Origin of the sequence: Chryseobacterium artocarpi, from assembly GCF_001684975.1 — a bacterium.
Lineage (GTDB): Bacteria > Bacteroidota > Bacteroidia > Flavobacteriales > Weeksellaceae > Chryseobacterium > Chryseobacterium artocarpi.
Genome location: NZ_MAYH01000034.1, coordinates 241,656 through 262,243, shown reverse-complemented (window position 1 = coordinate 262,243; position 20,588 = coordinate 241,656). Strand labels below are relative to the sequence as shown.

General features: G+C 34.7%; 21 protein-coding genes. 7 read left to right on the top strand and 14 right to left on the bottom strand.

Annotated features, from left to right (window positions below):
* The first annotated feature begins 83 nt into the window (after window positions 1-83).
* On the top strand, window positions 84-620 hold the full coding sequence (locus tag BBI01_RS12805; protein WP_065395062.1) for a gamma carbonic anhydrase family protein: 537 nt from the start codon (window positions 84-86) through the stop codon (window positions 618-620).
* A gap of 104 nt (window positions 621-724) precedes the next feature.
* Here BBI01_RS12805 and BBI01_RS12800 read toward each other — a convergent pair whose 3' ends face one another.
* Window positions 725-1,177, bottom strand: coding sequence for a hypothetical protein (locus BBI01_RS12800; protein ID WP_065395061.1), 453 nt, complete (start codon window positions 1,175-1,177; stop codon window positions 725-727).
* 82 nt (window positions 1,178-1,259) lie between these two features.
* Here BBI01_RS12800 and BBI01_RS12795 point away from each other — a divergent pair, with 82 nt between their 5' ends.
* The gene (locus tag BBI01_RS12795) at window positions 1,260-3,386 is read left to right on the top strand and encodes a helix-turn-helix domain-containing protein (protein ID WP_065395060.1); all 2,127 of its coding nucleotides are present in this window, start codon (window positions 1,260-1,262) and stop codon (window positions 3,384-3,386) included.
* A 37-nt stretch (window positions 3,387-3,423) separates the two neighbouring features.
* Here BBI01_RS12795 and BBI01_RS12790 read toward each other — a convergent pair whose 3' ends face one another.
* Complete coding sequence (locus BBI01_RS12790) at window positions 3,424-4,272, bottom strand: M12 family metallopeptidase (RefSeq protein WP_065395059.1); 849 nt, start codon at window positions 4,270-4,272, stop codon at window positions 3,424-3,426.
* A 326-nt stretch (window positions 4,273-4,598) separates the two neighbouring features.
* Here BBI01_RS12790 and BBI01_RS12785 point away from each other — a divergent pair, with 326 nt between their 5' ends.
* The 4 genes from BBI01_RS12785 (at window position 4,599) to BBI01_RS12770 (ending at window position 8,230) form a co-directional block, all read left to right on the top strand.
* Window positions 4,599-5,603 (top strand): LLM class flavin-dependent oxidoreductase, encoded by a 1,005-nt coding sequence (locus BBI01_RS12785; RefSeq protein ID WP_065395411.1) that lies wholly within the window; start codon window positions 4,599-4,601, stop codon window positions 5,601-5,603.
* Between the two features lie 69 nt (window positions 5,604-5,672).
* Window positions 5,673-6,794 carry a 3,4-dihydroxy-2-butanone-4-phosphate synthase gene (gene ribB / locus BBI01_RS12780; RefSeq protein ID WP_065395058.1) on the top strand — a complete coding sequence of 374 codons (1,122 nt, stop codon included), beginning with the start codon at window positions 5,673-5,675 and terminating at the stop codon, window positions 6,792-6,794.
* 244 nt (window positions 6,795-7,038) lie between these two features.
* Window positions 7,039-7,587, top strand: coding sequence for a hypothetical protein (locus BBI01_RS12775; RefSeq protein WP_065395057.1), 549 nt, complete (start codon window positions 7,039-7,041; stop codon window positions 7,585-7,587).
* 61 nt (window positions 7,588-7,648) lie between these two features.
* Window positions 7,649-8,230, top strand: coding sequence for a Crp/Fnr family transcriptional regulator (locus tag BBI01_RS12770; protein WP_065395056.1), 582 nt, complete (start codon window positions 7,649-7,651; stop codon window positions 8,228-8,230).
* Between the two features lie 66 nt (window positions 8,231-8,296).
* Here BBI01_RS12770 and fmt read toward each other — a convergent pair whose 3' ends face one another.
* From fmt to folK, 6 genes are all read right to left on the bottom strand, one after another.
* Window positions 8,297-9,250, bottom strand: coding sequence for a methionyl-tRNA formyltransferase (gene fmt / locus BBI01_RS12765; protein WP_065395055.1), 954 nt, complete (start codon window positions 9,248-9,250; stop codon window positions 8,297-8,299).
* Between the two features lie 75 nt (window positions 9,251-9,325).
* Window positions 9,326-11,233: a RecQ family ATP-dependent DNA helicase gene (locus BBI01_RS12760; protein WP_065395054.1), complete on the bottom strand. Its 1,908-nt coding sequence runs from the start codon at window positions 11,231-11,233 to the stop codon at window positions 9,326-9,328.
* A 77-nt stretch (window positions 11,234-11,310) separates the two neighbouring features.
* Window positions 11,311-12,747, bottom strand: a complete 1,437-nt coding sequence (locus BBI01_RS12755) for an OmpA family protein (protein WP_065395053.1) — start codon at window positions 12,745-12,747, stop codon at window positions 11,311-11,313.
* Between the two features lie 215 nt (window positions 12,748-12,962).
* Window positions 12,963-14,486, bottom strand: coding sequence for an OmpA family protein (locus BBI01_RS12750; RefSeq protein ID WP_065395052.1), 1,524 nt, complete (start codon window positions 14,484-14,486; stop codon window positions 12,963-12,965).
* Between the two features lie 51 nt (window positions 14,487-14,537).
* The gene (locus tag BBI01_RS12745) at window positions 14,538-15,653 is read right to left on the bottom strand and encodes a flagellar motor protein MotB (RefSeq protein WP_065395051.1); all 1,116 of its coding nucleotides are present in this window, start codon (window positions 15,651-15,653) and stop codon (window positions 14,538-14,540) included.
* A 12-nt stretch (window positions 15,654-15,665) separates the two neighbouring features.
* A complete protein-coding gene (gene folK, locus BBI01_RS12740) occupies window positions 15,666-16,082 on the bottom strand; it encodes a 2-amino-4-hydroxy-6-hydroxymethyldihydropteridine diphosphokinase (protein ID WP_065395050.1) in 417 nt (138 codons plus the stop codon).
* Between the two features lie 20 nt (window positions 16,083-16,102).
* On the opposite strand from folK, the gene sppA reads away from it, so the two are divergent.
* Window positions 16,103-17,866: a signal peptide peptidase SppA gene (gene sppA / locus BBI01_RS12735; RefSeq protein WP_065395049.1), complete on the top strand. Its 1,764-nt coding sequence runs from the start codon at window positions 16,103-16,105 to the stop codon at window positions 17,864-17,866.
* Between the two features lie 71 nt (window positions 17,867-17,937).
* Here sppA and BBI01_RS12730 read toward each other — a convergent pair whose 3' ends face one another.
* From BBI01_RS12730 to rpmB, 6 genes are all read right to left on the bottom strand, one after another.
* Complete coding sequence (locus BBI01_RS12730) at window positions 17,938-18,198, bottom strand: GlsB/YeaQ/YmgE family stress response membrane protein (RefSeq protein WP_065395048.1); 261 nt, start codon at window positions 18,196-18,198, stop codon at window positions 17,938-17,940.
* Window positions 18,199-18,272: 74 nt separating this feature from the next.
* Window positions 18,273-19,226, bottom strand: coding sequence for a signal recognition particle-docking protein FtsY (gene ftsY, locus BBI01_RS12725; protein ID WP_065395047.1), 954 nt, complete (start codon window positions 19,224-19,226; stop codon window positions 18,273-18,275).
* A 15-nt stretch (window positions 19,227-19,241) separates the two neighbouring features.
* The gene (locus BBI01_RS12720; RefSeq protein WP_065395046.1) at window positions 19,242-19,712 is read right to left on the bottom strand and encodes a RidA family protein; all 471 of its coding nucleotides are present in this window, start codon (window positions 19,710-19,712) and stop codon (window positions 19,242-19,244) included.
* Window positions 19,713-19,801: 89 nt separating this feature from the next.
* On the bottom strand, window positions 19,802-19,951 hold the full coding sequence (locus tag BBI01_RS12715) for a DUF4295 family protein (protein ID WP_065395045.1): 150 nt from the start codon (window positions 19,949-19,951) through the stop codon (window positions 19,802-19,804).
* A gap of 19 nt (window positions 19,952-19,970) precedes the next feature.
* On the bottom strand, window positions 19,971-20,153 hold the full coding sequence (gene rpmG / locus BBI01_RS12710) for a 50S ribosomal protein L33 (protein ID WP_027373683.1): 183 nt from the start codon (window positions 20,151-20,153) through the stop codon (window positions 19,971-19,973).
* Between the two features lie 6 nt (window positions 20,154-20,159).
* Window positions 20,160-20,402: a 50S ribosomal protein L28 gene (rpmB, locus tag BBI01_RS12705; protein ID WP_002976757.1), complete on the bottom strand. Its 243-nt coding sequence runs from the start codon at window positions 20,400-20,402 to the stop codon at window positions 20,160-20,162.
* Between the last annotated feature and the right edge of the window lie 186 nt (window positions 20,403-20,588).

Genomic DNA, 20,588 nt, shown 5'->3' with positions numbered 1-20,588 from the left:
AATTTAGAAGTTATATACCGAAATTAAAATGGTAGTCAATCTTATTTTCAAATAGCTCATTTTCAAATTTTCAAATTAAAACTATGGCACTTATTAAAGAACTTTTAGGGAAAATACCACAGATCGGAGAGAATACGTTTTTAGCTGAAACAGCTACCATTATCGGAGATGTTACCATGGGAAAAGATTGTAGCGTTTGGTATAATGCAGTGATCAGAGGAGATGTTCACTATATTAAAATGGGAGACAAAGTGAATGTTCAGGATAATGCAATGCTGCACTGTACTTATCAGAAGCACCCGTTGAACATTGGAAATAATGTTTCTATCGGACACAACGCAATTGTGCATGGATGTACAATTAAAGATAATGTACTGATCGGAATGGGAGCAATTGTGATGGACGACTGCCTGGTTGAAGAAAATTCAATTGTAGGGGCAGGATCTGTTGTTACTCAGGGAACACACATTAAGTCCGGAGAAGTATGGGGTGGAGTTCCTGCCAAAAAAATTAAAGATATCAACGCTCAGTTATTGGAAGGCGAGGTGAACAGAATTGCAGATAACTATGTAAAATATTCTTCGTGGTATAAAGAAAATGTAAAAGATTACGAATTGTAATATTTCTATTAAACTATTATAAAACAACAAAAGCTCTGTCTTCCGACGGAGCTTTGTATATCAAGTCTTAGTGTTGATTTGATATAGAACCTTTGCTTTATTTTTTAATTATTATCCGGAGTGATCAGCCTTGCTTCTTCTTTGATACATTTAATAGAAGTAGGAGGCATTATCATCACACAGTCTGAGACAATATTATATTTTTCATTAAAAATTCTTACTTTATCAGTATATTCATTGATTCTGGGAAGAATAGAAGACTCTATTTTTTTAGGATAAGCAATATATTGCTGAGGTCCGCCACAGGATTTTACTCCCATTGCGGCAAAAGTCCATTCGCTGGCATTTGAACATTTTTCACCTGTAGCTTCGGACTCAATGGATGCTTTTAATCTATCTAGCTGAGCCTGATCATATTTCTGACTGTCTTCATCGGCTGGTCGGTTGGCAATATCAATAGGAAGATTAGTATTAAGATGCTTCGATGTATTACAGGAAACCAACGTTAAAGTAGTACATAATATTACTAGAGGAATAGGTAGGAAAAATTTTTTCACGATAGACTTTTTTCTTTTTAAGAATTTTCAAAACTTATGCCAAGGTAAGAAATTCAAATTCATTTCCGTATTTTTGACAACGATGAACAATCATTTTTTTGACTTAATAGAGTACACGAACAGAAGTGTTTTCTTAACCGGGAAAGCGGGAACAGGAAAAACTACATTTCTTAACGATTTTGTAAGACGAACAAAGAAAAAGCATATTGTAATTGCTCCTACAGGAATTGCAGCGATTAATGCAGGAGGAGTGACTATTCATTCCATGTTTGGATTACCACTGAGAACCTTTTTGCCAACAACAGAAAGGATAGATACCAGTTTGGCAAATAATATTGCCGATCTGATGCCTCATTTCAAATATAGAAAAGATAAACTCAAGCTTTTAAGAGAGGTTGAGATCATTATTATTGATGAGGTTTCCATGTTGAGAGCTGATGTTCTGGATATGATGGACTTTTCTTTGAGATTTATCAGAAGGAATAATCAAAGATTTGGAGGAGTACAGATGCTTTTCATTGGAGACTTGTTTCAGCTTCCGCCGGTGGTAAGAGATGAACATATCCTGAAAATGTATTATGACTCACCATTCTTCTTTGATAGTCATGCAATTAAAGATATTCCGATTGTTACCATCGAGCTGACGAAAGTTTACAGACAATCTGATCAGGAATTTTTGGAAATATTAAATGCAATTCGTGACGGTGATGTAGCCAATATTGATTTTGATCATCTGAATAAAAGATATGACCCCGATTTTGATATGGGGAAAGAATCTTACGTTTATCTGTGCTCCCACAATAAAATGGCGGATGAAATCAACCAGGAGAAATTGACAGAGATAAAAGTAGATGCTCAAACTTACGAAGCAAAACTGGTAGGAGATTTTAAAGAAAATCAATTTCCGAATGAGCAGTTTTTAGAATTGAAAATAGGCGCTCAGATCATGTTTATCCGAAATGATATTTCCGGGGAAAAGAAATATTTCAACGGAAAGCTGGGAGAGATCATTGGGCTGGATGAAAATGAAATTCGTGTTGTTCTGGACGAAAGTGAAAGAGAAATTACTGTAAAAAGAGAAACCTGGGAACAGAAAAAATATTTCCTTGATACCGATAAAACGATTAAAGAAGAAGTTTTAGGAAGTTTTGAACAGTTTCCAATTAAATTAGCCTGGGCAGTTACCATTCATAAAAGTCAGGGACTTACTTTTGATAAAGTGATCATTGATGCAGGGAAAAGTTTTACTGCGGGACAGGTTTATGTAGCATTATCACGTTGTAGAACACTGGAAGGTATTGTCTTAAAATCTAAAATTACACCTGAAGTTATTTTTAAAGATAACAGAATTCTGCATTTCCATAGTGATACGGTTGCTAATGATAATGTAGAAGCTATTCTGAATCAGGAAAAGTATGATTACAGTATCAGGAAAGTACTTCGTACTGTTGATTGTACCTGGTTTTTAAAAGAAGTAGAAGAGTGGAACAAGCTTTCCATTACTACCAAAAATATAGATCATGTTAAAGCTAATCAGCTTTATCTTCAATTGAAGCATGAAGCCACCAATCTTGGAAAAATCTTTGAGAAATTGGAACGGGTCATTTTCCAGAAGGTTAATAACTTTATCGCACAAAAAGAAGAATGGACAGAGATTGAAAGTAAATCTAAAGGAGCTGTAAATTTCTTTTTTACCGAAACAAGAAATAAAATTTTCGATCCTTTAAAAGAATTTTATGCCGAAATAAAAGGGGCAAAAGGGCTGAAACAATATAATGAAGAAGTTAAAAGCTGGCTGGAAGACATTGAAGAATATCTGAATAACTTAAAAGACATTCATCTTTTGGAAACCAGACTTCTGGATGAGAAGAATGATAAAGAAGTCAGTATGAAGATTGTTAAAGTACCATCACAAGTATTGACATTCCAGCTATTCGAGCAAGGAAAAACTATTGGTGAGATTGCATTGGAAAGAGGTTTGGTAAAAGAAACAGTAATCGGACATCTTGCCAAGTTTGCAGAGCAGGGATTGCTGGATATTTCAAGAGTCATTACTTCAGACAAGATCAAAGCTTTTGAGACGGAATTTTATAAAAATCCACATGAAACATTAACAGAGTGGAAGAATGCATTACCTAATGATTTTGAATTTAATGAGATCAGAATATTGATCAACCATTATAACTATAAAAAGGAAAAGAACTCATAAAGTTCTTTTCCTTTTGTTTTATATTGAACTTAAAAGCCTAAGGATACATTGCATTGATAGTGTTAATATCTCCCGTTGTAAAGCCAGTTCTGTTATAAGTGAAATTTGTATTGTCCGCTCTTTTAATAGTAGGTAATCCATTTTTAGAATAAGACGTTGGCCAGTACATCATCACAGAATTGATATTAAAAGGACCTATATCTGTTCCAGAACTGTACTTGTTGAAATTATATCCCTGTCCGTCCTGAATATTATTCCATTGGATACTTACATACTGATCTCTGTCTTGTCTGGAATGCTCATGATAAAGACCCACGGTGTGCCCCATTTCATGAATTACTGATCCCACAGAAATATATTGATCCAGAGAAATTGTTTGTTTTCCTCCCTGATATCCGATGTGAGCCCAGCCATCTGACCCGTTTGAACTTCCGAAAATAAATTCTACATAATTGGATTGATTAGTACGCTGAACCCAACGCGCATTCGTTTTAGAATTGTATTCACTAACTGCAGTATTGATCTTATTAACATTAATAGATCCCATATTACTTGCAATAGTGTAGTAAATTGTACGATTAGGCCATCTTGAATAGGTAGCACCTCCTCTGTTAGAAGCACCTCCTTCAGTCAATTGTTGGTCTGAAAGAACCATATCACCCTCGAAAAAATTCAGTCCGTTTTTTCTTTCGTAAGTGATTTCCTGACCTCCAAGCTGACCTTTTCTCAGGTTTTCAACATTTGCTGCTGTAGTTTGGGCTTCTGTTGCCAGCTCCTCACTGTTTTTATTACAGGATGTAAATGTTGCAGCAACAATAATACTCATAAGAATGGTTCTTTTTGTCAATAATTTTTGAAAAGACAAGTCGTAAGATTTTCTGTTCATAATAAAGATTTTTTCAAATTGTTATTACGAATATAAACAATATTTCTCTTAATATTGAATTATTTTTGTTAAAATGTTAATATTATTCATTGATAGATTGTAAAAGTACAAGCCTTGATGTTGATGTAAAATTTTAATTAAAAAATTATATAATCAAAATCAAATTAATAAAAATTCAATTCCAATAGTTTTTCCCTGAAGTCATCCATAGATCCTATTAATTACAAAAAGTAACTAATGCAGTTCAGATGTCTTACATTTGTATGGTTTTAAATCCAATTTTAAAAAAAGGAGATTCAATATCACCTTTAGAAAATTTACTCAATATGAAAAATTTTGAAATTTCTGTTTTAGACCTTGCCCCGGTAAAGCAGGGAAAAAGCATTCATGATACTTTTCAGGATAGCTTATCTTTAGCCAATCACACTGAAAATTTAGACTATAAAAGATTCTGGCTGGCTGAACATCATAATATGGAAAGCATTGCCAGTTCTGCAACATCAGTTTTGATAGGATTCATTGCTAACGGAACAAAAAAAATCAGAGTAGGGTCGGGAGGAATTATGCTTCCGAATCATAGCTCTCTGATTATTGCAGAACAATTCGGTACGCTGGAGTCACTTTTCCCAGGAAGAATTGATCTTGGGGTAGGGAGAGCTCCTGGAACTGATGGGCTGACGGCTCAGGCATTAGGAAGAAATCCGGCTATGATCAATGAACAGTTTCCAAGACAGATTCTTGAACTTCAAAGGTATTTTTCTAAAGAAAACTCCGATGCTATGGTTCGTGCTATTCCCGGAGAAGGATTAGATGTCCCGATTTATATCTTAGGATCAAGTACAGACAGTGCATGGCTTGCCGCTGAACTTGGTTTACCATACGCTTTTGCAGGACATTTTGCCCCTGAACAGATGGAGATGGCTTTTAAAATTTACAGAGAACATTTTGAACCTTCAAAATATCTGGACAAGCCTTATATTATTGCTTGTGTCAATGGAATTGCAGCAGATACATCTGAAGAAGCACATAAAATTTCAACCACATTATTTCAGGCATTCATCAATATTGTAAGAAACGACAGAAAACCTTTTGCACCACCTGTAGATGATATGGATGAAATCTGGTCGCCTATGGAGAAGTCAATGGTTTTACAGAAGCTGAGATATACTTTTATCGGAGATCAAACTGAGATTCAGGAGAAACTTAAAGATTTCCAAAACAGATTCAATGTGGATGAGCTGATGATTAATTCTCATATTTATGATCATCAGAAAAGATTAAGATCTTACGAGATTATCAGAGAAGCAGTGAACTCTTTATCCAAAGCGTAATAAACCATTCATATAAATTGGCAGATGCTTATTTTTATGAGTATCTTTGCACACAAATAAAAAGTAAAAATGTCTGATATTAAATTAAATACTATTCCAGAGGCAATTGAAGACCTTAGAAATGGGAAAATAATCATAGTAGTAGATGATGAGGACAGAGAGAATGAAGGAGATTTTCTTTGCGCAGCAGAACTTACAACACCAGAAATTATCAACTTTATGGCGCTTCACGGAAGAGGGCTTATTTGTATGCCGCTTCCAGAAAAAAGATGTGATGAGCTAGGACTTGAAGTGATGGTAAGCAGAAGCAGCGATCCTAAAGAAACTGCTTTTACAGTATCGGTTGACCTTTTAGGAAATGGAACTTCTACAGGTATTTCTGCCGGAGACAGAGCAAAAACAATTTTAGCTTTAATGGATGAAAAATCCAAGCCTACTGACTTCATGAGACCTGGACATATTTTCCCTCTTCGTGCAAGAAAAGGAGGAGTATTGAAAAGAGCAGGACATACGGAAGCAGCAATTGATCTTACTCATTTAGCAGGATTGAAAGAAGGTGGTGTTATTTGTGAAATTATGAACGAAGACGGAACAATGTCCCGTTTACCTGAGCTTCATGCTTTTGCTCAAAAACATGATATGAAGATCGTTTCTATTGAAGACCTGATCCACTATCAGCTTAAAAAAGGAAACCTTGTAGAAAGGCTTGAAGAGAAAAAAGTGAAAACGCATTACGGTGAGTTTGATTTTTATGCTTTCAGAGAGACTTCTAACGATCAGATCCACTTTGCATTGACAAAAGGAGCATGGACGGTAGATGAGCCTGTTTTAGTAAGAGTACAGTCTTCAGATTCATACTTCGATGTATTGACAAGATTGAATAACGGTGAAAAACCTTTATTGGAAAAAGTAACAGGAATGGTGAACGAAGCAGGAAAAGGAGCTATCATTTTCATCAATAACGTTTCAAATTCTGAAAATACATTAAGAAAACTTCAGCAGTTTCTGAATTATCAGGACGGGCAGGAGCAACATCCTACTTTAGCGTATAATTATAGAGATTATGGTATCGGAACGCAGATTTTAAAGAATTTAGGAATCAATAAGTTTAAAGTAATTACTCAAAATCCTAATATCAAACCTCAGGTTGGAGGATATGATGTAGAGGTTACTGAGCTGGTACAACTATAATAAAATGAAAGGTTAATAGTGAAATTGCTTAGCAATAAAGCATTATTATTGTTCATTATGATAAAAATGACTTGAAATATTTCAAGTCATTTTTTTTGTTTAATTAATATTTCTATAAATATCGAATATTTTATATTTAAAATATTGTGTGTTTTATTTTAATTAATTGATTTATAGTTGTTTTTGATTAAATTCTGTTTTTTATTTTAAATTAGGTAATAGTAATATTTAATAATAAATTAATATGAAAAAAGAAATTTTTCAGTGGGTAATGAGCTTTCTAGACAAATTATTTTTAATGTCTACCAATAAAAAAGAGAAAGAAACTGATTACAATAATAAGCTGTTTACGATGATTAAAGAACATGATCTTCCTGAACCATTTAAGAATCTAGTCGTCGAAGGTCAGCTAATGCTTGTAACAGGAAAGAATGTGACAGTAAACTTTGCGATGAAGATTCAGGAATTTAAAAATAGATTAGGTGGTAATGTAACAGATAAACAATTATATAGAATCATCAATTTTTTAAAAGAAGATGAAGAGGGGAAACTGTATGTTGCCGTTAGTAAAAGCCAAGAAATTTTTATTAAAAGCTATCTTATTTTCATGCTTGGAGTGATGTTTTTTGGACTTATATTATTTTCTTATTTTGCTGATTATATTAAAAATTTAAATGGATTTCTTTTGTACTTTTTACTCGTATGTATCTATTACGGAGGTTGTTTTCTATTTTTAAATATCATTGGAAATGAATTGATAGCCCTAGTCATAAAAAGAAAACAGAATAGATAGAATGAAATTAAAGAACAACATAGGGTTTGGATTTTTCTAAACCTTTTTTATTTTTAAACCAATGACTGAGTCTTTAAAAAAACACATAAGAGAATATATTGATATTTCGGATGAAAAGCTTGAGAAATATTGTAATACCTTTCAGTATCGGAAATTAAAGAAAAAAGAATTTCTTTTAAAGGAGGGAAATATCTGTGAATTTGAAGGGTTTGTAGTGAGTGGATGTTTTAAAATTTTCCATACTGATCGAAATGCTGGTGAGCAAATAGTTTATTTCGGTATCGAAAATTGGTGGATTTCTGATATTGACAGTTTTATTAATAAGATACCTTCAAAACTTAATATTCAAGCACTGGAAGACAGTGAAATTCTTTTGATTGCAAGAGAAGATAAGGAAAAAATCTATGATGAAATGCCGGAAATTGAAAGACTGATGAGAGTGAAGTTTCAATTGTGGATTATAGCATTACAGCGTAGACTTATTGATAATTTAAGCAAACTTTCGGAAGAACGTTATACAGAATTTTTAAAGGATTATCCGCAGATAGCACACCGTCTCAATAATATTCAGATTGCTGCTTATTTAGGAGTTACACCTGAGTTTATCAGCAGAATTCGTAGAAAAATCGTTAATAAAAACTAAGGATATTTGGGAATAAAAAATCCCAAAAGTATTTGAAAGCTTTTGGGATTAAAATATGTTGAGATATTAATCGTCTTTTAATGAAATATCCTCGAAGTTGCGAAAACCATTTAGGAAATCTTTGATCATCATTCTTTTTTTACCTTCTAATTGAAGTTCCAGAGGATAATAAATTCCGTCTTCTGTATAAATTTTGAATTCATGTTTTGAAATTTCAAGCGTTGATGAATATTGTCCGTGATCCACAAGTTCAAATCTACCATTGAATATTTTTAATCCTTTTTCTTCATCCTCGATCTTTAAAGTTGTGAAAGCAGCCGGATAAGGTGACATTCCCAAAATAAACTGATGAACTGTTTTTGAAGGGGCATCCCAATTGATTTTGGTATCTTCTTTAAAGATTTTATAAGCATTTTTAGGATGTTCAACCTGTGGCTGAGGTTTTTCTTCAATCGTATTTTCAGCTAAACCATTTAATGTTTTTACAACTAATTTTGAGCCCATTTCCATCAATCTGTCGTGAAGGCTTCCAGCATTTTCATCCTGTAAGATTGGCAGTTCTTCCTGAAGAAGAATATTTCCTTCATCTATTTTTTCATTAATAAAGAATGTTGTAGCTCCAGTTATTTCCTCTCCATTGATTACAGCGTAGTTAATAGGAGCAGCTCCTCGATAATCCGGAAGTAGAGAAGCATGAAGATTGAATGTTCCCATTTTTGGCATTTCAAAAAGAACTCTAGGCATCATTCTGAAAGCAACTACAACAAAGACATCAGCATCTAATTTTCTAAGTTCTTCTAAAAATTCAGGATTTCTAAGCTTTTCTGGTTGGAAAACCGGAAGATTATTTTCCGAAGCATATATTTTTACCGGAGACTGATTGATTTTTTGTCCACGTCCACTTGCTTTATCAGCAACAGTTACTACACCTACTACCTGGTGATGAGATTGATGAATAGCCTCCAAAGAAGTTTTTGCAAACTCAGGAGTACCTAAAAAAACGACTTTCAATGATTTCATACTGCAAAGATAAGGTTTTGTAGTTGATATGCGAGGTTTGAGATTTGTGATTCAAAGGGATAGATGTAAAGTTTATTACCCATTGTTCAACGCATAAGTTCTGAAATTCAGCATTCTTACTTTCCCGGAATCTAAAAGGAAAATAAGATTTTCCAGAATACTTTCTTTTGAATGGTAACTTAATTGTACTGAAAGTTCTTCGATAGTTGATGATTTTTTAGCCAGCAGATTGATGATCTGCTGAGAAATATTCTTCCCGAAAATGGACTGTTTATTTTTTTCACAAACAGAGCATTGTCCACAGTTTTTAGAATTTTTTTCACCAAAATAAGCAAGAATAAGTTTCATTTTACAATAGTCTTTGTCTTCTGTGTAAAATTTCATTTCTTCCCATTTCTGAATCTTATTTCGCTGAATATGCTCAAAGAGTTTCCAGTAAGCATTATTTATTGCTCTTTCATCGCGAGGTTTCAGAAACTTTATACTGGATAAAGCTCCATCAATATATTCAAGATAATTTTTTTGCTGTAGTTCTTTTAAGCGTTCTTTGATCAGAGGAATACTTACTCCAATTTTATTACTTACCTGCTGCTCGCTGAACATTACTTTATGAGTCGTAATTCCTGACATTGTACGAAGCAGGAGTTCTATAAAATAAGCGTCTTTCTGTGGTAGCTGCTCTATTTCATCAGCTTTGATAAATAACTCAAGAGAAGAAAGGCTTTTATTATCATTGTAGTAAATAATTTCCTGATTGTGTAGAAAATTAAGAACATTATTGATTTTTGCTTTTGATAGTCTTGTAAAGTTTTGTATTCCAACAGAATTCAATTGAAAGACTCTTTCGGGTAATTCAAATTCTGCAACCTGAAAAATAGAGTAGAGGTAGCTGATAATCTTTAAAAATTCAGCTTTATTTGGAGTCTGATTTTTTAAAACCTGATCAAAATTTAATAACTCCTGTTTATTCCAAAGCATGAAGGCAAAACTGTCTTTTCCATCTCTTCCTGCTCTACCGATTTCCTGATAATAGTTTTCAAGAGAAGCTGCGGGAGAGTAGTGAAGGACAAATCGTACATTATCTTTGTCGATTCCCATTCCAAAAGCATTGGTTGATATTAGGACATGATTGTCACTTGTATTCCATGTATTTTGTCGGGTATTTTTTTCCTTTGTAGTTAATCCTGCATGAAAGTAATCTACGTTTTTCAGCTGGTTTTTCTTCAGAAATTCAGCAAGTAATTCAGCTTCCTTTCGGGTTCTGACATATACAATTCCAGAATCTGTATTGTATCTTAGAATATCAAGAACACGTTGAAATTTATCTGAAACTTCTTCCGTAAAGATTTTAATATTATCTCTTTTGAAACTTTTCTGAAAAACAGATGGTTTTTTAAGTTCAAGTTTATTTTTGATTTCATCAAGAACTTTTGGAGTTGCCGTAGCAGTTAAGGCAAGACAGGGGATTTCAGGATTGTTGCTTCTGAAGCTTTTAATATTCTGATAGCTGGGACGGAAGTCCTGTCCCCATTCAGAAATACAGTGTGCTTCATCTACAGCGATGAATGATAATTCAATTTCCTCAATATTCTGAAGAAACTGTGTATTTGTTAACCTCTCGGGAGACACATAAAGTAATTTTGTCAATCCTTCCTTACAACGGTTATAAATAGCTTCAGCATCATATTCGTCTAATTCGGAAGATAAATATTCTGCTTCTATTCCACGGAATTTAAGCTGATTCACCTGATCTTTCATTAATGCAAGAAGAGGAGAGATGACAAGGCAAGTTCCTTCTTTCAATAAAGCAGGAAGCTGATAACACAGTGATTTTCCGGCACCCGTAGGTAAGAGTACCAATGTATCTTTTTCATTGACTACTGCATTGATAATTTCTTCCTGAGAATCCCTGAAGTCGGTATAACCCCAGAAATACTTAAGAGTATCATATTTTAGCTTTTGAAAATCCTGTGGAGAAATCATGCTGTAAAAATAAGAAAGTATTATGACAAAAAAAGCCACGCAATGCGTGACTTTTATATAATAAATAAATTTGCTTATTATTTAGCTTCGAAGTAAACTCTTCTGTTTGCTCTGTTTTTCCATTCAGGGCATTTAGTTGCTGGTTCACATTCTGGGTATTTAAGGTCTTTTTCACCTTTACCTACTGCATTTAATTTACCAGATTGAACACCGTTTTTAATCAGATAATTTTTAACGTTGTTCGCTCTTCTTTGAGATAGCTTTTGGTTATAAGCATCAGTACCTCTTGTATCAGTAGCACCAATTACGTTATAAGCTCCGTTTGAAGAGTTGATATAATTTACAGCATTGTTTAGGATTGGAGTGTTTGATGGTAAAATTCTGTCTGAATTAAGATCAAATTCAATTCCTTCTAATTTAGTTTCTGTTTCCACTACTGGTCCTGTAGTTGTAGTAGGGCATCCGTTGTTTTCAACAGGTCCCGGAACAGTTACACATTTGTCGTAAAGATCAATTACACCATCTAAGTCTGTATCAAGAGCAACTCCGGCACCATCCACTCGTGCCCCTGCAGGAGTATCAAGCTGTCTGTCCCAATCGTCACATACCCCGTCATTATCAGCATCACCTTTCTTACATACTTCAATATCCTGATTTTTGTTAGCCAGAACATCAAGTTTGTAATAGATCTCCTGAAGTGGATCATGCCACATTACATGAGACTCATGTTTTCCTAGTTTTAAGGAAAGACCTAAAGTTGCGTTGAAGAAGTTGTCAGAAACCTGCTCAGAACGTTTGTTGATAGCGCTGTATGCATCACCACCACCATCGAATTCATCATCACCTGTTACCACATACATTAATCTACCTTCAATATCGATTCTTCTGTTTACTTTAAATTTCAAACCGGCACCAGCCTGCATAAACATAGATCCTAATTGGAAAGGCTTAATTTCAGTCATTAGCCTCTGTCCTTTGATATCTTTCTGGTATGCTCTGTATGCAATTGTACCAACACCTGCATAACCGTGAAGAGCCCATCTGTAAGTAGAATGGTTATCCACTCTTCTTAAAAGGTTAGAGAAGTTAACATCTCCCAAAAGTGAGATTGCATCATACTGAGTTCTTGCTCCTACAGCGGTAGCATCAGGTGCAGCATCTTTAGTATTGAACCATCCTTGTCTGGTTTCACCTCTGTCATATTGTAAATTGATCCCAAATGCATGAGTGATCGCTTTATCAATACTTACATACGCTGAATATCCAAAAAGGTTTTTACCGTTACCATTCTTGATCGAGGTTAAATCTGATGATTGTAACAGTGGAACACCAACCCCAGCAGAAATCGACCAGTCATTAAATCTTTTAGACTGATTGGTAAACGGGGATACATTGGCAGACCCGGACGAGAACGTATTAGGATAAGTTCCATTTGAAACTGCCGTTGAGTCTTGTGCAAAGCTGGCAGTAGGGATAGCCAGAGCGAATGCAACAATTGCTAAACTTAATTTCATAGTGTTATTTTTTTTAGTTAAGTTATTTTAAATGATTTTTTACGTTAAAAAGTGATTTTGTATTAATTTTTTTCTGAAAAATAGTGTCTGTATGTTGCTCATTCAGTACATATTGTCCCGAAAATGATATAAAGGTAGGTAAAAAATATTGTAGTAGAAAAAAAATAAACCGAAAAGAAGAAATCTTTTCGGTTTAGATCTGTTATAATAAGAAATTACTTTTTCTTTTTCTTAGCTGGAGCTTTTTTTACGGGCTTTTTTACAGGAGCATCCTCATAGTCTTTCTTTTTAATAGAATCCCATTCTGAACTTTCTATAAATCTTACCGTTACTTTTCTGTCTGCTAATCTCTCAGCATCTGAAGCTGAAGCAGGAATTGTAGCTTCTGCAGAACCTACCCCTCTTGATTTCAGTACATTTTCACTGATACCTCTGGTTTCTAATGCTCCTACTACGGCAGCTGCTCTTTCTTTTGATAATTTAAGATTATATGCTGCATTTCCTTTGATGTCAGTATGCCCTGTCAGTAAATAATTACCTCCGTTTTCTTTAATAATTGAAGCTGCAAGATCAAGTTTGCTATTAGACTCAGGTCTGATTGTAGCTTTATTGAAGTTGAAGTAAATATCTTTAAGAGTTTTTTCTACTTCTACTGCAGTTTGATTATTGTCTTTTTTCACAGGACATCCGTTGTTTTCAACAGGTCCCGGAACAGTTACACATTTGTCGTAAAGATCAATTACACCATCTAAGTCTGTATCAAGAGCAACTCCGGCACCATCCACTCTTGCCCCTGCAGGAGTATCAAGCTGTCTGTCCCAATCGTCACATACCCCGTCATTATCAGCATCTCCTTTCTTACATACCTCGATATCCTGGTTTTTGTTAGCCAGAACATCAAGTTTGTAATAGATTTCCTGAAGTGGATCATGCCACATTACGTGAGAGTCATGTTTTCCTAATTTGAAAGACAAACCTAAAGTTGCATTGAAGAAGTTGTCAGAATTCTGTTCAGAACGTTTGTTGATAGCACTGTTTGCATCACCGCCACCATCAAATTCATCATCACCGGTTACCACATACATTAATCTACCTTCAAGATCAATTCTTTTGTTTACTTTAAATTTCAAACCGGCACCAGCCTGCATAAACATAGATCCTAACTGGAAAGGTTTAATTTCAGTCATTAATCTTTGTCCTTTGATATCTTTCTGGTATGCTCTGTAAGCGATAGTACCAACACCTGCATATCCGTGAATAGCCCATCTGTAAGTAGAGTGGTTGTCAACTCTTCTTAAAAGGTTAGAGAAGTTAACATCTCCCAAAAGTGAGATTGCATCATACTGAGTTCTTGCTCCTACAGCAGTAGCATCAGGTGCAGCATCTTTAGTATTGAACCATCCTTGTCTGGTTTCACCTCTGTCATATTGTAAATTGATCCCAAATGCATGAGTGATCGCTTTATCAATACTTACATATGCTGAATATCCAAAAAGGTTTTTACCATTACCATTCTTTATAGATGTTAAATCAGATGACTGCATTAGCGGAACACCGGCACCTACGGAAATAGACCAATCATTAAATCTTTTAGACTGGTTGGTAAATGGGGAAACATTGGCAGAACCTGAAGAAAATGTGTTAGGGTATTCTCCATTGGTAGCTGCAGTTGAGTCTTGTGCATAGCTGGCAGCAGGGATTGCTAGAGCAAATGCAACAATTGCTAAACTTAATTTCATCGTGTATTATTTATTTTGATTTTGTTTTTGAAAACAGTTTTCAAATTTTGATTATTTCACAGGACATCCGTTGTTTTCTACAGGTCCAGGAACGGTTACGCACTTATCATAAAGGTCAATAACTCCGTCAAGGTCCATATCTAAAGCAACACCAGCTCCGTCTACTCTTGCCCCTGCAGGAGTGTCAAGCTGTCTGTCCCAATCATCACATACTCCGTCATTATCAGCATCTCCTTTTTCGCAAACAACAAGGTCAGTCGTAGCATTTTCTAAAACATTTGTTCTGTAGTATGCTTCCTGAAGCGGATCATGCCAAGCAAGGTGAGAAAGTTGTTTACCTAATTTGAAAGAAACCCCTAAACTTACTGTCCATGCATTATCAGATCTTCTAGCGTTCAGCATATTGTATTTTGATCCTGGTGTAGAAGGTTCATAATCATTAGGATCAGCCCATCCACCGCCATCGAATTCATCATCACCACTGATGATGTACATTGTTCTGGCTTCAACATCAATAAGTTTTGAAACGTTATATTTCAAACCGATACCTCCCTGATAGAAAATCGAGTTAATGTCAATGTCTTGCTTAATGAATAAAGGAACTCTTTTTGGATTATTACTCCATCTGTTTTCATCATTGTCATGTAATGATGTTCTGTAACCTTGAACTCCAATTCCCATATATCCATGGAAAGCCCATCTGTAAGGGGAATGATTGTCTGTTCTTCTGAATAGGTTAGAGAAATTAATATCTCCTAACAAAGCAAATTGGTCAAACTGAGTTGTTGCGGTAGCTACTCCGGCTTTTACACCAGCAGCACCAGGCAGTTGACCTGTTTGTTTAGTTTCTCCTCTTGTATACATTAAGCTTACACCGAAAGCGTGAGAAATTTGCTTATCCACACTTACGTAGGCATTGTATCCCCAGTTAGCCTTATCACCGCGAAGAGATTTAAGATCCGAGTGAACCATAAATGCAGGACCTCCTCCAACTGAAATAGACCAGTCTCTGAAACGTCTGGCTTTATTGTCGAAAGGCTGTACATTTGCGGAACCTGAAGAGAATGTATTAGGATACTCAGTAGAAGAGTTTACTGTAGTACTGCTGTTCTGAGCGAAAGCTGCAATTGGCAAAGTTGTAGCCAATAATAATAAACCTAATTTCATATGTTTTATGTTTTAAATAAAATCCTTTAATAATATTCTCGAAAAATCCCTTTCAAAAAGATGTTTTTTATGAGGGATTTCTAATCTTTCTGATTTAAAAATTAATTCATTGTACTTAATGATATCAATATCTATAACTCTGTCTGTATAGCCACCTGTTACTTTTGAATCATTAATTCTTCCCATTTCAACTTCAATATCTTTAATGCAATCAAGCAGTTGAATTGGTGAAAGATGCGTTAATATTATTACTGCAATATTACAAAAAATATTAGAACTGGCAAACTCTACAGGATCGGACATTAAAAATTCGCTGATCTGTGAAATTTCGTTTCCGGTATCACTTAATTTCTGTAAAGCAAGCTCAATATTTTTTTTTTGCTCTCCAAGGTTACTTCCTAGTAACAAAACTACCTTATGCTGCGACATATTAGAAAATTGATTGATTTATGAGAAGTTTCTTTAAAAATGTTTTGGCAAATATAGTGGCAATAATTATACTTTTTGCCGTCTTTTTCGTCTTTTTCATTATGATGCTTGTGTTCAGTTCTATGGGAAGTGATAAGTCTGCTACGGTGAAAAAGAATTCGATTCTAACCATTAATTTAAAGACCAGCATAATTGATAGTCCTACAGAAGAGGAGATGGGATTATTTGGAATAAGCGGACAACAGAATAAAAATATTCTTTTATATGATGCATTGGAGGCGATCAATAAAGCTAAGACTGATGATAATATTAAAGGAATCAGTATTGAGGCAGATGAGCTTAATGCGGGTCTTACTCAGATTGATGATCTTAGGAATGCTATTGAAGATTTCAAGAAAAGCGGAAAGTTTGTGTACGCTTACGGAAATGCAGTTTCACAATCTGCTTATTATTTAGGATCTGTTGCTGATCAGTATTATCTTCACCCGGCGGGTGGGATAGAGCTAAAAGGACTTGCTACTGAGGTGACTTTCTTCAAAGATTTTGCAGATAAATATGGTATCGGTATTGAAGTGATTCGTCATGGTAAATTCAAATCTGCAGTAGAACCTTTTTTAAGAAACGATATTTCTCCGGAAAATAAAGAGCAGTTAAGTACTCTTCTGAATGACCTTTGGAAAAATACGTCTAATAAAATGGCTGCATCAAGAAAGATTGATACTGTTCAATTCAAAACAATTGTAGATAGTTTATACGGAATGATTCCTGAACAAGGGCTAAAATATAAACTGGCAGATAAACTGATTCAGAAATCAGAGTATGAAGATATGCTTAAAACAAAGCTGAGCATAAAAGATAATAAAGAAAAGCTGAATAAAATTTCTTTGGCTAATTACATCAGTTCTTATGCTGAAGAAGATACAACAGGAGAAAAAGTGGCTGTTTTATATGCGTCTGGATCTATCAATAATGGGGATCAGTATAATGATATTCATTCTGAAAAATATGTGAAGTACATTAAAAAACTTCAGGAAGATGATAAAGTAAAAGCGGTTGTTTTGAGAATTAATTCCCCTGGAGGAAGTGCCAATGCTTCAGATGAGATTTTATTTGAACTTCAACAATTGAAAAAGAAAAAACCTTTGGTAGTATCTTTTGGTGACTATGCTGCATCAGGAGGATATTATGTAGCTATGGCAGCGGATAAAATTTATTCTGAACCGAATACACTTACTGGTTCTATCGGGGTATTTGGTGTAATGCCTTATTATAAAGATATCGCGAACAAAAACGGAATCCGTGCAGATGTTGTGGCTACCAATGCAAATTCAATGTACTACTCAGGATTAAATGGTGTGACACCTTACGGAGTAAATATGATGACGAAAAGTGTGGAAGGTACCTATAAAAGATTTGTACACTTTGTTACGCAAAACAGAAAGAAAACATTTGAACAGATTGATAATGTAGGCGGAGGTAGAGTATGGAGTGGAGCTCGTGCTAAGCAAATAGGTCTTGTAGACGAGCTTGGAACATTAAATGATGCTGTGAAATTCGCTGCACAGAAAGCGGGAGTGAAATCTTACCACGTAGAATCTTTCCCTAAGAAAATGTCACCTTTTGAGCAGTTATTTAAAGACCTGAACGAAGAGGATATTTCAGCAAGAGTTATCAAAAATAAGATTGGTAAATCAAACTATGAAATCTTACAACAGATTACAGATAAGAAATTACAGTCTGAGGTAAAAATGGAAATGCCTTACCAGATTAGAATCAACAACTAACTAAATTATATTGTACAAAAATCCCGGATCTGAATTTCAGATCCGGGATTTTATTTTTTATGAATGTTACATCAACTTTTCTTTGTTGCCATTCCGTAAATCCAGAGAACAATTAAAGCTCCTCCGATAGCGAGAATCCAACTTCTCGGATTCCAGAATGATGTGACGTCTCCCCAATGTAAAATGTAAACTCCTATAGCTCCTCCTACAAATGCTCCTACAATCCCAAGGATAATGGTGATTAGCCAACCTCCTCCCTGAGTTCCAGGCATGATCAATTTAGCGATTGCACCTGCAATAAGACCGAATAAAATCCATGTTATAATTCCCATAGTTGCAAATTTTTTTAACTGTTAATATTTAAAATTGATTTGTTATACTAAGATAAGGGAAAACATGATATAAATCATCTTTTCTTGAAGAATGAGTCTACAAATTCCGTACCATTAAAAAGCTGTAGATCCTGCATTTTTTCACCTACGCCTATATATTTCACCGGAATCTGGAACTGATCTGAGATGCCAATTACAACACCTCCTTTTGCTGTTCCGTCAAGTTTTGTTACTGCTAAAGCATTTACTTCAGTAGCTGCTGTAAATTGTTTTGCCTGCTCAAATGCGTTCTGCCCTGTAGAACCGTCAAGAACCAATAAAATTTCATGAGGTGCATCAGGAATTACCTTTTGCATTACTCTTTTGATTTTTGAAAGCTCATTCATCAGGTTAATCTTATTATGAAGTCTTCCTGCAGTATCAATGATAACTACGTCTGCATTTTGAGCTACGGCACTTTGTACGGTATCAAAAGCTACAGAAGCAGGATCAGAGCCCATTCCTTGTTTTACGATAGGAACATCCACTCTTTCACTCCATATGGTAAGCTGATCAACAGCTGCTGCTCTAAAGGTATCAGCTGCTCCTAATACTACTTTTTTATCTTCAGATTTGAACTGGTGAGCAAGTTTTCCGATTGTTGTAGTTTTTCCAACTCCATTTACACCTACTACCATAATTACATATGGTTTTTTTGTCGTATCAATATTTCCTGTTCCGGCATGAGGGTTTTCCAGTAATAATCCTGAAATTTCCTCACGAAGAATTTTATCCAATTCCCCTACGCCAACATATTTGTCGCGGGCAACACGCTCTTCAATTCTTTCTATGATTTTGATAGTAGTAGAGGCCCCTACGTCAGATGCTATAAGTACTTCTTCCAGATCATCCAGAACTTCATCATCTACTTTGCTTTTACCGACTACGGCCTTCGTCATTTTTTCAAAGAATCCCTGGCTGGATTTTTCCAATCCTTTATCTAGGGTTTCTTTTTCTTCTTTTTTGAAAATATTTTTAAACCAACTCATAGTTTTAGTTTATTCTTATCTTTTATTTTTAATCACTGCTGTGGCTTCTACTTCTATCAATACATCATCTCTGAAAAGCCTGCTTACTTCTACAAGGCTGCTTACAGGTGGATTTTGAAGGTTGACATACATATCCCTCATTTTTCTGAAATCCGAGGTTTTTGATATGTCTGTGATGAAGATTCCGAGCTTGACGATGTCTTTGCCTGTCCCTCCATACTCCTTCAGAATATTTTCAATGTTTTTGAAAATCTGATGTGTTTGTTCCTCTACATTGTTTCCCACCAGATTTCCTTTTGAATCTAAGGGAACCTGACCAGATAATAAAATCATTCTGGAAGTACCGCAATCAATGCTTACTGATTGTGATAATCCGGGAATGTTGAAAACGTTTGGTGAATTTTTGTATTCTATAGGATCCATTGTTTTCTGACTGAATGAAAATTGGAAAATAACTGTACATATTAGAACAAGAATCTTCTTCATATTTCACTGATTAATAATCTGGTGAACAAAGATAACAAAAAAACTACCCAAAATATGAGTAGTTTTTTATATTGTAAATAAAGTATTGATTATTTTTTCAAAAAACCATCTACTTCATCAGCATTCATTACTTTTTCTTCGAAAACGTAAGCTCCTGATTTAGAAGACTTCACCATTTTCACCACTTTAGTCATTTTTTTTGACCCGGTTTGTAGGGTTGCTACTACTTTCTTTGCCATTGTAAATTATATTTATAAATTACTTGATTTCTTTGTGAAGGGTAGATCTCTTAAGAACTGGATTATACTTTTTAAGCTCTAATCTCTCTGTAGTGTTCTTCTTATTTTTCGTAGAAATGTATCTAGACATTCCTGGCATACCGCTTTCTTTGTGCTCTGTACATTCAAGGATTACTTGAACTCTATTTCCTTTTTTTGCCATGATCTATTAATTCTTTTTAATCAATCCGTTTCTAGTAGCTCTTTCAATAGCTTCCTCGATTCCAATCTTGTTAATCACTCTCAATCCATGAGCTGATACTTTCAGTGTAACGTGCTTATCTTGCTCCGGAAGGTAAAACTTCTTCTCTAATAAGTTAATTTCAAAACGACGCTTCGTTTTGTTATTAGCGTGAGAAACGTTGTTACCAACCATTGCACGCTTTCCTGTTATTTGGCAAATTCTTGACATATCTCGATGTTCTTATTTGTATAATATTTGAGAGTGCAAAATAACGAAGAATTTTTTAGATAGACAAATCTTTTGGAAAATATTTGTAAATAAGTGGCTGATTAATAATATTGATTTTTTAAAATACCCGAATTTCCGGGATATAGCAGAAAATCAGTGCTGATATATTTCATGCAGGCTTTTTTT

Bases quoted from the DNA above. Each gene is read 5' to 3' on its own strand.
- BBI01_RS12785 (WP_065395411.1), top strand. From the start codon at position 4,599: ATGAAAAATTTTGAAATTTCTGTTTTAGACCTTGCCCCGGTAAAGCAG.
- BBI01_RS12775 (WP_065395057.1), top strand. From the start codon at position 7,039: ATGAAAAAAGAAATTTTTCAGTGGGTAATGAGCTTTCTAGACAAATTA.
- BBI01_RS12770 (WP_065395056.1), top strand. From the start codon at position 7,649: ATGACTGAGTCTTTAAAAAAACACATAAGAGAATATATTGATATTTCG.
- BBI01_RS12715 (WP_065395045.1), bottom strand. From the start codon at position 19,951: ATGGCAAAGAAAGTAGTAGCAACCCTACAAACCGGGTCAAAAAAAATG.
- BBI01_RS12755 (WP_065395053.1), bottom strand. From the start codon at position 12,747: ATGAAATTAAGTTTAGCAATTGTTGCATTCGCTCTGGCTATCCCTACT.
- sppA (WP_065395049.1), top strand. From the start codon at position 16,103: ATGAGAAGTTTCTTTAAAAATGTTTTGGCAAATATAGTGGCAATAATT.
- fmt (WP_065395055.1), bottom strand. From the start codon at position 9,250: ATGAAATCATTGAAAGTCGTTTTTTTAGGTACTCCTGAGTTTGCAAAA.
- BBI01_RS12720 (WP_065395046.1), bottom strand. From the start codon at position 19,712: ATGAAGAAGATTCTTGTTCTAATATGTACAGTTATTTTCCAATTTTCA.
- BBI01_RS12750 (WP_065395052.1), bottom strand. From the start codon at position 14,486: ATGAAATTAAGTTTAGCAATTGTTGCATTTGCTCTAGCAATCCCTGCT.
- folK (WP_065395050.1), bottom strand. From the start codon at position 16,082: ATGTCGCAGCATAAGGTAGTTTTGTTACTAGGAAGTAACCTTGGAGAG.
- BBI01_RS12745 (WP_065395051.1), bottom strand. From the start codon at position 15,653: ATGAAATTAGGTTTATTATTATTGGCTACAACTTTGCCAATTGCAGCT.
- rpmG (WP_027373683.1), bottom strand. From the start codon at position 20,153: ATGGCAAAAAAAGGAAATAGAGTTCAAGTAATCCTTGAATGTACAGAG.
- rpmB (WP_002976757.1), bottom strand. From the start codon at position 20,402: ATGTCAAGAATTTGCCAAATAACAGGAAAGCGTGCAATGGTTGGTAAC.
- ftsY (WP_065395047.1), bottom strand. From the start codon at position 19,226: ATGAGTTGGTTTAAAAATATTTTCAAAAAAGAAGAAAAAGAAACCCTA.
- BBI01_RS12795 (WP_065395060.1), top strand. From the start codon at position 1,260: ATGAACAATCATTTTTTTGACTTAATAGAGTACACGAACAGAAGTGTT.
- BBI01_RS12730 (WP_065395048.1), bottom strand. From the start codon at position 18,198: ATGGGAATTATAACATGGATTTTATTCGGTCTTATTGCAGGTGCAATC.
- ribB (WP_065395058.1), top strand. From the start codon at position 5,673: ATGTCTGATATTAAATTAAATACTATTCCAGAGGCAATTGAAGACCTT.
- BBI01_RS12760 (WP_065395054.1), bottom strand. From the start codon at position 11,233: ATGATTTCTCCACAGGATTTTCAAAAGCTAAAATATGATACTCTTAAG.
- BBI01_RS12790 (WP_065395059.1), bottom strand. From the start codon at position 4,272: ATGAACAGAAAATCTTACGACTTGTCTTTTCAAAAATTATTGACAAAA.
- BBI01_RS12805 (WP_065395062.1), top strand. From the start codon at position 84: ATGGCACTTATTAAAGAACTTTTAGGGAAAATACCACAGATCGGAGAG.